Origin of the sequence: Terriglobus sp. 2YAB30_2 (assembly GCF_052114765.1) — a bacterium.
Taxonomy (GTDB): domain Bacteria; phylum Acidobacteriota; class Terriglobia; order Terriglobales; family Acidobacteriaceae; genus Terriglobus.
In genome coordinates this window covers 497,542-511,004 of the sequence record NZ_JBFRFJ010000003.1, presented here as the reverse complement: position 1 = coordinate 511,004, position 13,463 = coordinate 497,542, and the positions used below count along the sequence as shown (strand labels likewise).

Below are 13,463 nucleotides of genomic sequence, written 5' to 3'. Positions count from 1 at the left end.
ACAAAAAATGAGCTCAATCACATGCACCAAAGCTGAATTTTTCTGGAAAGCCGGTACCAGATTGCGAGCACCCCGGCGATATGTCAAGAAATTTAATCAATTGATAGTGCGACTTTTATCTTTCCCAAACGTCGCCATGAATTTAATCTCGGACAAAGGTTTGTTCCCCAACAAAAAGGCGCTCCCGGAGGAGCGCCTTTCTGATGCGTGGAGTTGGAAACAGGGCTATTCCATCGGAGCCGCCGAGGTGTGGCCGACCAACTGGCCGTCCATATCGGCCAGCACGTAGCTGAGCACGCCCAGCAGGGCGATGTTCTTGCGGAAGTCTTCCGGATCGACCTTGTCCAGTGTGTCGGCTTCGGTGTGGTGCCAGTCAAAGTAATGCTCACCCACCGTACGCGGTGAGAGCGACGGAACCCCGGCAGCGACAATGGGACCGATGTCCGATCCGCCGCCTCCTGGTGAGACTGAATCCGCACCGATGGGCTGCAGCAGTGAGGCGATCTGCTTGATCGTGTCCCAGGACTTCTTTTCCTCAGGCGTCAGCTTGCTCTCGTCCAGAGGGCGCTGAGCTCCGCCACCCATGGCAGCCATCGCGGCCATCGCTGCTGCCGGATTGGCACTCGCTCCAGCCTGGCGGCGGGCTGCCGAGCCCGAGGCCGGGCCTCCGCCCATGACGGTGTATCCGATGCCGAGGGGACGCTCGACACCACCATCCGACTCGATGGCGGCGACATGGTTCTTGATCTTCACGCCAAGGGCATCGCGATAGGCACGGCCGCCGGCGCCGCCGTTCTCCTCATTCACCCAGAAGACGACCCTGATCGTCCGCTTGGGCTTCAGGCCGAGCTTGTGAATCAGGTTGACGGCCTCGAAGCAGGAGATGATGCCGCCGCCGTCGTCCATGGCGCCCTGGCCCACATCCCAGCTATCGATGTGTCCGCCGAGCACGACGACCTGTTCCGGATGCTCGCTTCCGGGGATCTCGCCCACTACATTTCCGGCCTTCTGGTCGGCCTCCATGTGAGCTTCCATCTTCAGATGAACCTGGACCGGGCCTTCCTTGGCGAGGCGCTCGAGAAGCAGAGCATCTTCCACGGTGATGGCGGCTGCGGGAACCTTCGGCATGTCGGGCAGGTAGGTCAGGGTGCCGGTATGCGGGGTCTGCATGGCAAGACCTGTCGCCGAGCGTACCAGAACAGCCACTGCGCCCTTGGCGGCTGCGCGCGATGGACCGGTGGTGCGGTGTATGGAACCGACGCCGTAACCGTGCCAGCCGGGGTTGAAGACGACGATCTTGCCCTTGATCTGGTCGTCGGGAGTGTTCGCCAGGGCAGCCAGATCCGGAATAAAGATGACAGGAGCGGTAATACCCTCAGCAGGCGTTCCCACGCTCATGCCCAGGCCCAGCATGTGCAGCGGCTTCGAGAAGGGAGCGATGATCGATGCCTCCTCCTGGCCGCGCACCCAGTGCGGCACCTTGGCTTCCTGGATGCTGACGTTCTGGAAGCCCGCCTTCTTCATCGTCTCCGCACCCCAGTTCAGCGCCTTTAGCAGCGAGTCGGAGCCGGAGAGGCGCTTGCCGATATGGTCGGTCAGATAGGCCAGTGTCTCGTAGCCTTCGGTATCTTTCATCGCCGCGGCGATGATCTTGTCGGCGTCAGCCTTGTATTTCTCCGCGATCGGTCCGGTCTGTCCAGGGGTCTGGGCAACAGACGGAACGACGGAAGATACAGCGAGTACAGCAGGCACGAGCAGGCGGAGAGTCTTCACGAAACATCCTTGCTGAAACAGATTTTTTGGTGCTGTGGCTGTTAGTGTACTGCGATTGATCGAGGTGCTGGATTGGCCGCAACGCAAAAGGCCCACGCGCTGTGCGTGGGCCTCTTCAAAATGAAAGCAATCGATTGTCAGGGAGGCTAGCTATCGCCCGCCGTCTTGACCATGCCGGCGAAGCTCTCACGCAGATACTTGTGCGGATTGACCGGTGTGTTGCGGATGCGGACCTCGTAGTGAAGGTGCGATCCAGTCGAGCGGCCGGTGCGGCCGGCGTAGCCGATGATCTGTCCGCGGGTGACCTGTTGGCCGGCCGTGACGTTGAAGCCGGACATGTGCGCGTAGACGGTCTGCAGTCCATGGCCGTGGTCGATGACGACCTCACGTCCATATCCGTTACCGAAGGCGGCAGTCTCTACAACGCCATCGGCGGTAGCGCGGATGGGAGTGCCATACGGAGCCGAGATATCGACGCCCTTGTGAAACTCGCCTTCGCCGTTCCCAAGGATGGGATCTTCCCGCTGACCAAAGCTCGAGGTGATGGGGCCCATGACTGGCCAGAGTGTGGGAGCATCGGCGATAGCCTGCCAGTCCGAAAGGCTATTCAGGCTGCCGAGCCGGGCTGTCTGCAGCGACGACGGAGCGAGTACGCGGGCCGCGACGCCGGAAGAGGCAGAGTTGCGCAGAGCGTAGAAGGTGTCCAGAGACTTGAAGTAGCTGTTATCAGCCACAGGCGCCAGGGTGGGATCTTGCTGCTTAGATGGGGACGAGAGGAATTTTGCCGAGGACGCGGCTGCAAGCTTGCTGGCGGTCAGGCCGTACAGGGCAGAGACTTCATTGGCCAGAGCTCCCAGTGAGGCGACCTGGACATCCTTCTCGTGGTTCGCCTTCTGCAGCCGGGCGTAATCCTGCCGCAGCGACTCGCGATCCTGCCGCATCTGGTTGAAGCGGGAAGTCTTGATCAACATGCGGGAATAGGAGCCGGCCAGACCCACAATGGTGAACAGACCCACCACCGCAGCGGCAACGAAGATATAGGCGTAGTGCAGAGGGACGGGAACCTTATTGAGATTTCCCTGCTCATCGCGCGAAACGAAGACGATGTAAAAGCGCTTTTTCAATGGACTGCCGCAGCCTTTATGCCCGGTCTTCGGCCGCGAATGCGTGTCTGCGGCACAGAGGCCCGGCATTTCCATTTGGCGAATCGAGATTGCTGATTCGCATTTGGTTTTGCCGATGTCTCGAGGGCGATTTGTTTCATTTTATTGACCTGAGGGTTGGATGGCAACTTTCAGCGTATGGTTTTTATATGCCATACGGGGAGCTCGGCCTCATTCGGGAAATCAGGCGTAAGTCCTTGCGTAACAGTGAGTTCGTGCGCTTTGGGATCGGCGACGATGCGGCTGTTCTTCGCCCCCGTAAAGGAGAGGATCTGGTCGTCACGACCGATTTCTCCCTGGAAGACGTCCATTTCGCTGATTTCCACCCGCCGTTTGCCGCCGGGTATCGCTGCCTCGCACGCGGTCTCAGCGACGTCGCCGCTATGGGCGGACGTCCGCTGGCGGCATTCCTCAGTCTGGCTCTTTCCCCGGCATGGGCTCAGAACCGGGCTAAAACAAGAGAATTCCTGCGCGGTCTCCATGCGGTTGCGGATCAGTTCGGCGTTGTTCTGGCTGGAGGAGACACCGCAGGTGCTCCCGGAAAGCACACCCTGGCGGACATCATCGTGGTCGGCGCTGTGCCTCGAGGAAAAGCCTTATTAAGGAGTGGAGCCCGGCCGGGAGATGCCATCTATATCACCGGACGTTTGGGCGGCGCTGCTGCGGAATTCGAAGCTCTACGCGCTGATCCCGGAGCCTTCCGCACGGTGAAGCCAGATGGGACACATCCTCATCTCTTCCCGCAGCCACGAATTGCAGTGGGACACCGCCTGCTGAAGCTGGCATCTGCCTGTATGGATGTGAGCGATGGTCTGTCTACCGACCTGCATCATCTTTGTGAGGCCTCCGGCGTTGGGGCAAGTCTTCATGCCGACGTGATACCGTTAGCTCCACACAGCACTCTGGACCAGGCGCTCAATGGCGGTGAGGACTACGAGTTGCTGTTCACCAGCCGACGGTCTGTCCCGCGCAGAATCAACGGAGTAGAGGTCACGAAGATCGGAATCGTGACCGAGGGAAAGACTGTCTTGCTGCTGCAGAATGGCCGTGAGCGGCGTCTTCGCCGGGGCGGCTGGCAACATCTCACCCGGGAAAACAGGTAAACACCCCGACAACCCCCGACTAAAGTAACCAAAAGTTGTATTTATGGCGCTTACCTAAGGCGTTATTTTGGTATTACTTGAGCGGTTTGCCATTGTGCTATAAAGTGGCAGTCTTTTCAGGCCATCACTATGGGAATCTGTGACATTCCTTCGCAGTCGCTGTTGAGCGACCGCGAGCTCTTTCGCGCACGTGTGCAAGAGGCGATCGATACAAACCGCTCCAGTGGGGCGCAGGTGGCCGTGTTTTTGATCGACATTCATCGTCTGTACGAAATCTGTTCGTCACTTTCGGTAGGTGAGGCGGAGAGTTTCCTCCATGAGCTGGCGAGCCGGGTGCGTCAGGTCTGCCCGCCACATCATGTTGCCGGCCGCATCCGCCTGGATGAGATGGTGGTTTTGCTGAGCCGCACGACCCGGGAAGAGGTGAACCAGGTCGGTGAGGCGCTGGTGCGAACGTTCAAGGTTCCGGTGTCGGTAGGGCTGACCGGTGAGCTTCGTCTGACGGCGAGTATCGGCGTGAGCCTGCTGCCGAAGTCGAATCCAACGGTGACCCACCTGATGCGTCGCGCCGATGCGGCGCTGGGCATGGCCCGCCGGTCCACGGGAGAGCGGCTGTTTCTGTATGATTCCGCGGCCGAAGAGGCGGAGCTGCGGCAGGCGGAGCTGGAACGCGAGCTGCGCAATGTGCTGGTCAACGGCGGTCTCTATCTCGAGTTTCAGCCGATCGTGCGTTTAGACAGTGGCGCCATGACCGGCGCCGAGACCCTGCTGCGTTGGCGCACTGAAGACGGTGGGCTGATCATGCCTGGCACATTTGTGCCACTGGCCGAGCATGCCGGCATGATGACCGCCATCGGCGGTTGGGTCTTCCGTGAGGCCTGTCGGCAGTGGACCACCCTGGAAGGGCATGCGCGCCTGCGTCTGGCTGTGAATGTGACTGCATCGCAACTGGCCGATCCTCAATTGCTGGATGTAGTGGAAGCGGCCGTAGCGGAGACGGGTATCCATCTCAACGAGGTTGAGTTCGAGATTACCGAAAGTACTCTATTGCGCGAAGATCCACGCTCGATCCAGCAGATGTACGCCTTGCGCGAGATGGGCGTGAAGATCGTAGTCGACGATTTTGGTACGGGATACTCCAGCATCGGATATCTGCGGCGCTTTCCTGTGGATCGCCTGAAGATTGATCGCAGCTTCGTGATGAATATTCCAGAGAGTCAGAAGGACTGCGCCCTCACGCGCGCCGTGCTGGCGATGAGCGAACATCTCGGTATTCCCACGGTTGCTGAAGGAGTAGAGCGCGAAGAACAGCGCCGCTTCCTGGACCGGCATGGATGTTCTGAGGCTCAGGGATATCTGTTCTCACCGCCGGTCAAGATGAATGTTCTGGCAACATTACCAGTACTGAAACGAGCCTGAGCGCGTCTTATGGAGGAGATGCGTGTTCCAGAGAGTGACACGCTTCCTTCGGAAGTTGCTCTACAATGCCTTTAGTGGAATCTTTCCTCAACCTTGCATGGTTCGCCATTGCTCTTGCGATGGTTAGCGGCGTGTGGATCGGTGTGTGCACCGGCAAGCTGACCGCTCCGATGGGGCGTGCTCTGACGGCTGCCGTGATGGTGGCCTTCCTGCTGTTACCGGTGATCTCCATCTCGGACGATTTGCAGGTGCTTCGCAAATTGACTGAGCCCGAGGATCTGACGATGCGGCGCCATTATGAAGGTGTGACGCTGGAGTTCGAGCTTTTGTGCCTGGAAATGCTATGCCTGGTCATCGCACTGTTGTCTGTGCTGCGCCGGTTGCAGGTACTGGCTCGTCCAGATACGCGTATTCGCCGGTTCCTGAATGAAGATTTTGCACCTCTGCTGGGCGTTCGTCCGCCACCAGTTGCAGTTCTGTAGCTGCGTCGAGCCGTAGTCTGTGCGGCTTTTATAAAACCATAAGATTTTCACGAGATAGAGAAGGAGTGCATCCATGAAGATGCGCTGGGCATATTGCCTGATGCTGCCTCTCCTGCAGGCAGCATGGGCCGGGGCGCAGCAGAGCGCTTCGCCGCCGATGACGTTGCCGCAGGCGTTGGATTTTGCGCATAAGCAGAATCCGTCGTTGTTGTCGGCAGCGCAGCATGTTGAAGCGGTAAAGGCCGGTGAGATTACGGCGGGTCTGCGACAGAATCCGGTGCTGACGGGCAGCGGACAGATGGTGACGTTGGGTCCTGATAACCCGAACGGACCGGATTTCTATACGGCCGGAGTGCAGCGGTTATTCGAACGCGGCAACAAGCGCGGCGTTCGTCTTGATCTGGCGCGCGCAACAACCGCATTTACCGATTCGCAGAGAGTCGACCTGCAGCGGCAGACGGACTTCGCCATCAAACAGGCGTTTACCCGGATGCTGTTCGCGAAAGACGCGCTTCGCGTCAGTGAAGACAACCTCGCCGGATATCGCCGGACGGTTGAGCTGATGCAGGTGCGCCTGGATGCGGGGCAGATGAGCCGGAACGACTTCGCTCGCATAGAGCTGCAGCTTGCCGGGTTTGAGAATGATACCGACAATGCCCGGCTGGCCTTGCAGCAGGCATCGACACAGTTGCAGAGCCTGATGGGCATTGAGCGCCCGAAGACGGACTTCGATGTGACCGGTTCGCTGGAAACGCCGGCTCCGGCGCTGACGCTGGACGATCTGCGTCAGAAGGCGCTGGATACTCGTCCTGACGTAAAGGCAGCGTCGCAGCAGGTCGCTGTCAATCAGGCGGGTGTTCGCCTGGCATACGCGAACGGTACGACCGACCCGACCTTGGAAGGCGAGTTCGAGCATAGCGGCCATGCGAATACTGCGGGCTTCAACCTGCAGATTCCGCTCCGCGTCTTCGATCGCAACCAGGGCGAGAAAGAGCGCGCCAAGTACGAACTGGAATCCAGCAAACTGGCGCTGACCGCCACCCGCAACCAGGCCATTGCTGATGTGGATCAGTCTTACGAGGCATATCAGACGGCCCAGGCACAGGCGGCACGCTATCGCGATAAGTATCTGGATGAAGCGAAGCGGGTACGCGACAACCTGGAGTTCAGTTATCGCAACGGACAGGGAACGCTGCTTGATTATCTGAGCGCATTGCAGGACTACCGATCGGTGAACCTGCAGAGCCTGACGGCGAATGCGCAGTTGCAGCTTGCGATCCACCAACTGAGTTATGTGACGTACACGGAGATTCTGCCATGAAGAAAAGCGTGATGACGCTGGTGATGACGGGCGCAGCGCTTGGCGTATTAAGCGGATGCAAGAGCGACGAGAAGGCTTTGCCGGAGGCGAAGCCGAAGGTCAATCTCAAGATCGAGGTTGTGCATCCGCAAACAGTGAGCGATGGGCTGGAGATTCCTGCGCACGTTGATGTTGACCCCAGCAAGATGGTGCATGTCTATGCTCCACTGAGCGGCCGCCTGCTGAGCCTGGAGGTACAGCCAGGCCAGGAGGTCCGGAAGGGGCAGACCGTGGCCACGCTGCAGAGCGGTGATGTGGCTGCGGCCCGCAGCGACTTTGAGAAGGCGAAGATCGAGGCAATGCGTGCCGAGCGCGCTCTGGATCGCGGCAAGTTGTTGCTGGCGCACGAGGTGTTGAGCCAGGCTGACTTCGATGAGTTGAAGGCTGCCGATGATGCGGCGCACAGCGAGCAGGAGCGTGCGCGGCAGCGCATCCGTGAGCTTGGCTTCAGCGAGACTGGGACCTCCGATACTACGGCCGTGGTTTCCCCGATCGGTGGGTCGGTGCTGGAGATTGGAACAGCGACGGGCGAGATGCAGCGGTCGCTGGAGACCTCGAACGGCATTGCGACGGTGGCGAATCTCGACTCCGTGTGGATCGTCGGCGATGTTTTCGAGCATGATCTGTCAGTTGTGAAGTCGCACTCCTCGGCGGATGTAACGCTGCAGGCATATCCGGGAGAGACCTTCCATGGAACGGTCGCCAATATCGGCGACGTCTTCGATCCGCAGACCCATGCGCTGAAGGTGCGCGTGGTGATGAACAACCCGGGCCATCGCTTGAAGCCACAGATGTTCGGCTCCATCCGTATCGGAATGGGGCAGCGGCAGATGATCCTGGTGCCGATGGCGTCTGTCATTCACGACGGCGATATCGCCAGCGTCTATGTGAAGAACGGCGAGAAGTATGACGCCCGCGCAGTGAAGCTGGGGGCGACGCATGGTGACAAGGTCGAGATTGCCGGCGGGCTGAACGATGGCGATGTGGTCGTGACCCAGGGAGCGGCGTTCCTGCGTACGCCGGTAGGAGACTAGCAATGGAAGCCTTTCTGAAGACGCTGCTGCGCTATCGCGCAGTCGTGCTGATTCTGCTGGCGGCCGGGCTGGTCGCGGGCACCTTCGGGTTTTTGCAATTGGATATCGAAGCATATCCGGATCCTTCGCCGCCGCTGGTGGAGGTCATCACGCAGAACCCGGCGTGGTCAGCCGAGGAGATAGAACAGCAGGTAACCGCGCCGATCGAGACGGCCCTGAATGGTACGCCGCATCTGGAGCAGATCCGGTCGATCAGCATCTTCGGCCTGAGCGACGTGAAGCTCTACTTCAGCTTCGATTCAGACTACTTCCGCGATAAGCAGGAGATTCTGAATCGTCTGCAGACCATCCAGTTGCCGAATGGACTGCAGCCGCAGCTGTCGCCGTGGTCGCCGATCGGTGAGATTTACCGCTATCAGCTCGCAGGCCCTGGCTATGACTTGAATGAGCTGAAAGCCACACAGGACTGGCTGGTCCGTCGCGAGTTGAAGAAGGTGCCGGGCATCATCGACATCACCACCTTCGGCGGCACGACACGTCAGTATCAGATCGAGCCCGATCCGAATAAGCTGCTCAGCTACGGCGTGACGCTGTCGCAGTTGATCGCCGCAGTACAGAACAGCAACGCCAACGCCGGCGGAAACTACCTGTCGCTCGGTGACCAGAACGTGAACGTACGTTCGCTGGGCCTGCTGAAGAACACGACCGACATCGGCAACGTGGTGATCGCGCAGAAGAACGGTACGCCGGTGCTGGTGCGCGATGTCGCCAATGTGAAGGAAGGCTATCAGCCACGGCTGGGCAAGATCGGCCGCAATGGCCAGAACGATATCGTCGAAGGCATTGTGCTGCTGCAGAAGGAAGGGCAGAGCCTGCCGGCACTCGAAGGCCTGAAGAAGAAGCTGGCCGAACTGAATACCGGAGGCCTGTTGCCGCCGGGCATGCAGATCAAGACCATCTATGACCGTACGCGGCTCATCGGTCTTACAACGGAGACGGTAAAGCACGTCATCATCACCGGCCTGATCCTGGTGACGCTGGTGCTGCTGTTGATGCTGGGCGACTTCCGCATCACGCTGATTGCAGCGGCGACGATTCCGTTCGCGGTGCTGTTTGCGTTCTCGCTGATGACGCTTACTGGACGTTCAGCAAACCTGATCTCGATTGGCGCCATCGATTTCGGCATTCTTGTGGATGCATCGATCGTCGTGCTGGAGAGCATCTATCGCCGCTTCTCACGTCGCGAGCCGGGGCATGGGCGAGCGGAGATGATCGTCATGGGTGTGCAGGATGCGGCAAGACCCGTACTCTTTTCGACGCTCATCATTCTGGTGGCGTTCATTCCGCTGTTTACCATGCAGGGTGTTCCCGGCAAGATCTTCGCGCCGATGAGCGTGACCTACGGCTTTGCGCTGACGGGCGCGTTGTTGTTTGCTCTTGTCTTTGCGCCGGTGTTGAGCTTTGTCACGGCTCCGATGAAGGACTCGGTGGAAGAGCACGACGAAGAAGAGCTGGGGCACCAGGGCACGTGGCTGAACCGCTTTCTGGAGAAGTACTACGGCCGCGCCTTCGATTGGGCTCTGGAGCACGCAAAACTGGTCTGGGTGTTTGCCTTTGCCGGACTGGCGGCAGCGGTGGTCTGCTTCCTGGTGTTTGTCGGCGGCGAGTTCATGCCTCCGCTGGAAGAGGGCAATCTCTGGATTCGCGGAACACTGCCGCAGGATATCTCCTTCGAGCAGGCGACGAAGCTCTCTGACCAGGTGCGTGCCGATCTGGGGAAGTTCGCTGAGGTGACGCAGGTCGTCAGCCAGATAGGACGTCCTGATGACGGCACTGATGTGACCACCTTCAACAATATGGAGTTCGGTGTCAGCCTGAAACCGGCGAGCGAGTGGCCGAAGGATGTTCACGGGAATAAAGACAAGCTGATCGAGCAGATGCAGCATGAGCTCAGCAAATATCCCGGCGTGGTCTTCGGTTTCTCGCAGGCGATTCAGGACAATGTAGAAGAGGCGATGAGCGGCGTGAAGGGTGAGAATTCGCTGAAGATCTTCGGCGATGACCTGGCAACGCTGACCGATATCGCCGAGAAGGTGCAGGGCGTGATGAGCGGCGTTCGCGGCGTGCAGGACGTCGGTATCTTCAAGGTGAACGGAGCTCCAAGCCTGGTGATCGATGTGGACCGTGCCAAGGCGGCTCGCTATGGCCTGGCCTCGGGCGATGTGAACGCGGCCGTGCAGGCTGCCGTCGGAGGGGCTCCGGTCTCGACGATGATCCAGGGCGACCGCAGGTTCGACCTTACGGTGCGCTATCCCGCCGAGTTTCGCTCGACCCCCGATGCGGTGGAGAAGATCATGCTGGCGACTCCCGATGGAAGCCACGTGCCGCTGGCACAGGTGGCGAACATCGGTATTCGGCAGGGAAGCTTCACCATCTATCGCGAGGGTGGGCGCCGCTATATCCCCATCAAGTTCAGCGTGCGTGAGCGCGACCTGGCCTCGACGATTGTGGATCTGCAGCAGCAGTTGAAGCAGAAGATCACGCTGCCGGCGGGGTATGAGTACACCTGGGCCGGTGAGTTCGATTCACTGAAGAAGGAGCAAAGCCGGCTGGTGCTGATTGTGCCGGTCAGCCTGCTGGTGGTCCTGGTGCTGCTCTATCTGCAGTTCCAGACCTGGCTGGACGCTCTGATTGTGTTGGCGGTGCTTCCGTTCAGCTACGTTGGCGGCATCATGGCGTTGATGCTGACGCACACGGCCTTCAGTATCTCGGCGGCCGTCGGCTTTACATCGTTGACCGGTGTTACAACCCTGGGTGCTGTGGTCTTCCTGGCGGGCTTGCGTCGCGCACAACAGAAGGATCCTCAGCATGGCCTCAAAAACGGCAGTCTGGATGAGCTGCGGCCTGTCGTGATGGCATGTATGTCTGCCGGCCTTGGTTTGTTACCTGCTGCCGTCATGAACGCTATCGGCGCGCAAGCCCAGCAGCCGCTGGCGCGTGTCGTCGTGGGTGGCATGATCACCACGGTGTTGTCGATCCTGTTCCTCATGCCGCTGATGGCTCGCCGGCGATCGCATATTGAAGCAGAGCCGGAATAGATCGATATAAGTTCCTGGCGGGGTTGGGCGTCGCGCCCAGCCCCCTTTTTTTGAGTGCATGCTGCCGTGTTGCAGCTTTTGTCCGGATGCGGTGAAAATGGAAGCCGGTGGAGCATTTTCCCTGTAGGTGTAGTCCAGAGCATCCGCATCTATGGGCGTTTTCCGCAATGAAAACGCCGCTGCACACGCTTCCGGGATACCCAGCAACAGGGAAATGCTCTAACGGAAAGGGGTTGTCCTATGGAGTCTGCTGCTGCACTCATCGATGAGAAGATCAAGGAACTCGACGACTGGCGTGGGAAGACGCTCGCGAAGGTACGCGAGATTATCCACAAGGCAGATCCGGAGATCGTGGAGGAGCTGAAGTGGCGGGGCACACCCGTCTGGTCCCACGGCGGTATTGTCTGTACGGGCGAGACCTATAAGAACGTGGTCAAGATGACCTTTGCCAAGGGAGCTGCGCTGGATGATCCGTCCGGCCTGTTCAACTCCAGCCTGGAAGGGAATGTCAGGCGAGCCATCGACATCCACGAAGGGGACAAGATCAATGAAGCTGCCTTGAAGCGGCTCATCGTAGCTGCGGTGGCACTCAATCTGGAGAGCAAGAGCAAGCCCAAGGCTCGGAAATAGACGCGGAGATCCTGAGGATATGAGGACGCCGTAGGTACAGTGCACTGGTTTGCCGGTGATGTGTGCCGCGCGCTAGGATCGTTTCTCAACATCGAGAAAGGAAATCATTGTGATCCTTCGCAACTCTCTTGCGGCCGCTGTGCTCGCGCTCTGTTTCGGTTCCACATCTCTGCATGCGAATTCCCCTCGTGAGCGCTGGACAGAAGAGCAGGCGTGGACTTACATGCGTGCCAACCCCTGGCCCGTGGGAAGTAATTTTCTTCCCGTCGACGCAATCAATGAGCTGGAGATGTTTCAGCGCGAGACGTACAACCCCGCCGAGATCGATAAGGAGTTCGGCTGGGCCGAATCCGCGGGTATGAACACGATGCGGATCTTCCTGCACGATCTTCTCTGGCAGCAGGACGCCGCAGGCTTCAAGCAGCGGCTTGACAACCTGCTCACCATGGCAGCCCGGCATCACATCAAACCGGTGCTCGTTCTCTTTGATTCCTGCTGGGATCCTGATCCCAAGCTGGGACCGCAGCATCCGCCGATCCCCGGCATTCATAATTCCGGCTGGGTACAGAGCCCTGGAATCGCCCTCGCCGATCCGGCGAACAAGCCCCGGTTCGAGGCGTATGTGAAGGGAATCGTCGGCGCCTTTGCCAATGACGATCGCATCCTGGCGTGGGATGTCTGGAACGAACCCGACAATTCGGGCGGAGGCAAATACCCAAACAACCTCAAAGACAAGACGCAGCTGATGAACGCTCTTCTACCGCAGGTCTTCGCCTGGGCAAGATCTCAGGGGCCAAAGCAACCGCTGACAAGCGGTGTGTGGACACACGACTCCTGGAATGATCCGGGGAACTGGTCTGCTACAGAGAAGATTCAGCTCTCAGAGAGTGACATCATCTCGTTCCATGACTACTCCTGGCCAGAGAAGTTCGAGAGCCGGGTGGCCGGCCTGGAGAAGTTGCATCGGCCCCTTCTCTGCACGGAGTATATGGCGCGCGGCGCCGGTTCCACCATCGACACCATTCTGCCGATTGCAGCAGCGCACCATGTCGGCATGATCAACTGGGGCCTGGTTCAGGGCAAGATGCAGACCAACCTGCCGTGGGATAGTTGGCAGGTTCCTTACGTCGGGCGTGAGCCTACCGTCTGGTTCCACGATCTCTTCTACCCTGACGGTCATCCCTACCGTGAGAGGGAGATCGAGATACTGCGTGACACTGCTCGCAAGATGAATCCGAAGCAAGGTTCGTGATAATGGGCGACCGATAAAGAAACGGGAGAAAAGCGGATTTCTCCGCTACTTTTCACCCCGGCCAGCAAGCTGGCCGGGGACCCCGAGCGCTTCGAAATGACAAACAAAAGGAGCTACGGCTCTGAGCGCTGAAGGCGCGTTCTATACCA

The 13,463-nt window shown here is 59.2% G+C and carries 10 protein-coding genes; 8 read left to right on the top strand and 2 right to left on the bottom strand.

The window, feature by feature from the left end; all coding sequences use genetic code 11:
• Positions 1-225: 225 nt before the first annotated feature.
• Together AB4Y89_RS07465 and AB4Y89_RS07460 are read right to left on the bottom strand one after the other, a co-directional pair.
• Entirely contained in the window at positions 226-1,773 is a 1,548-nt protein-coding gene (locus AB4Y89_RS07465; protein ID WP_442300280.1) for a M20/M25/M40 family metallo-hydrolase, read from the bottom strand.
• Between the two features lie 146 nt (positions 1,774-1,919).
• Positions 1,920-2,897, bottom strand: a complete 978-nt coding sequence (locus AB4Y89_RS07460; RefSeq protein ID WP_442300279.1) for a M23 family metallopeptidase — start codon at positions 2,895-2,897, stop codon at positions 1,920-1,922.
• Between the two features lie 188 nt (positions 2,898-3,085).
• On the opposite strand from AB4Y89_RS07460, the gene thiL reads away from it, so the two are divergent.
• The 8 genes from thiL to AB4Y89_RS07420 all read left to right on the top strand — a co-directional run bounded on the left by thiL (position 3,086) and on the right by AB4Y89_RS07420 (position 13,314).
• Positions 3,086-4,039 (top strand): thiamine-phosphate kinase, encoded by a 954-nt coding sequence (gene thiL / locus AB4Y89_RS07455; protein ID WP_442300278.1) that lies wholly within the window; start codon positions 3,086-3,088, stop codon positions 4,037-4,039.
• A 129-nt stretch (positions 4,040-4,168) separates the two neighbouring features.
• Positions 4,169-5,458 (top strand): putative bifunctional diguanylate cyclase/phosphodiesterase, encoded by a 1,290-nt coding sequence (locus tag AB4Y89_RS07450; protein ID WP_442300277.1) that lies wholly within the window; start codon positions 4,169-4,171, stop codon positions 5,456-5,458.
• A gap of 65 nt (positions 5,459-5,523) precedes the next feature.
• Positions 5,524-5,940 (top strand): hypothetical protein, encoded by a 417-nt coding sequence (locus tag AB4Y89_RS07445; RefSeq protein ID WP_442300276.1) that lies wholly within the window; start codon positions 5,524-5,526, stop codon positions 5,938-5,940.
• Between the two features lie 73 nt (positions 5,941-6,013).
• Positions 6,014-7,261: a TolC family protein gene (locus tag AB4Y89_RS07440; protein WP_442300275.1), complete on the top strand. Its 1,248-nt coding sequence runs from the start codon at positions 6,014-6,016 to the stop codon at positions 7,259-7,261.
• Positions 7,258-8,334, top strand: a complete 1,077-nt coding sequence (locus AB4Y89_RS07435; RefSeq protein ID WP_442300274.1) for an efflux RND transporter periplasmic adaptor subunit — start codon at positions 7,258-7,260, stop codon at positions 8,332-8,334. The genes AB4Y89_RS07440 and AB4Y89_RS07435 overlap by 4 nt, the downstream gene beginning before the upstream one ends.
• 2 nt (positions 8,335-8,336) lie before the next feature.
• The gene (locus AB4Y89_RS07430; RefSeq protein ID WP_442300273.1) at positions 8,337-11,432 is read left to right on the top strand and encodes an efflux RND transporter permease subunit; all 3,096 of its coding nucleotides are present in this window, start codon (positions 8,337-8,339) and stop codon (positions 11,430-11,432) included.
• 240 nt (positions 11,433-11,672) lie between these two features.
• Positions 11,673-12,062 carry a DUF1801 domain-containing protein gene (locus AB4Y89_RS07425; RefSeq protein WP_442300272.1) on the top strand — a complete coding sequence of 130 codons (390 nt, stop codon included), beginning with the start codon at positions 11,673-11,675 and terminating at the stop codon, positions 12,060-12,062.
• 109 nt (positions 12,063-12,171) lie between these two features.
• On the top strand, positions 12,172-13,314 hold the full coding sequence (locus AB4Y89_RS07420) for a cellulase family glycosylhydrolase (RefSeq protein ID WP_442300271.1): 1,143 nt from the start codon (positions 12,172-12,174) through the stop codon (positions 13,312-13,314).
• Positions 13,315-13,463 lie beyond the last annotated feature (149 nt).

Excerpts from the sequence above, each read along its gene's own strand:
- thiL (WP_442300278.1), top strand. The coding sequence starts at position 3,086 with ATGCCATACGGGGAGCTCGGCCTCATTCGGGAAATCAGGCGTAAGTCC.
- AB4Y89_RS07435 (WP_442300274.1), top strand. The coding sequence starts at position 7,258 with ATGAAGAAAAGCGTGATGACGCTGGTGATGACGGGCGCAGCGCTTGGC.
- AB4Y89_RS07425 (WP_442300272.1), top strand. The coding sequence starts at position 11,673 with ATGGAGTCTGCTGCTGCACTCATCGATGAGAAGATCAAGGAACTCGAC.
- AB4Y89_RS07440 (WP_442300275.1), top strand. The coding sequence starts at position 6,014 with ATGAAGATGCGCTGGGCATATTGCCTGATGCTGCCTCTCCTGCAGGCA.
- AB4Y89_RS07450 (WP_442300277.1), top strand. The coding sequence starts at position 4,169 with ATGGGAATCTGTGACATTCCTTCGCAGTCGCTGTTGAGCGACCGCGAG.
- AB4Y89_RS07445 (WP_442300276.1), top strand. The coding sequence starts at position 5,524 with ATGCCTTTAGTGGAATCTTTCCTCAACCTTGCATGGTTCGCCATTGCT.
- AB4Y89_RS07430 (WP_442300273.1), top strand. The coding sequence starts at position 8,337 with ATGGAAGCCTTTCTGAAGACGCTGCTGCGCTATCGCGCAGTCGTGCTG.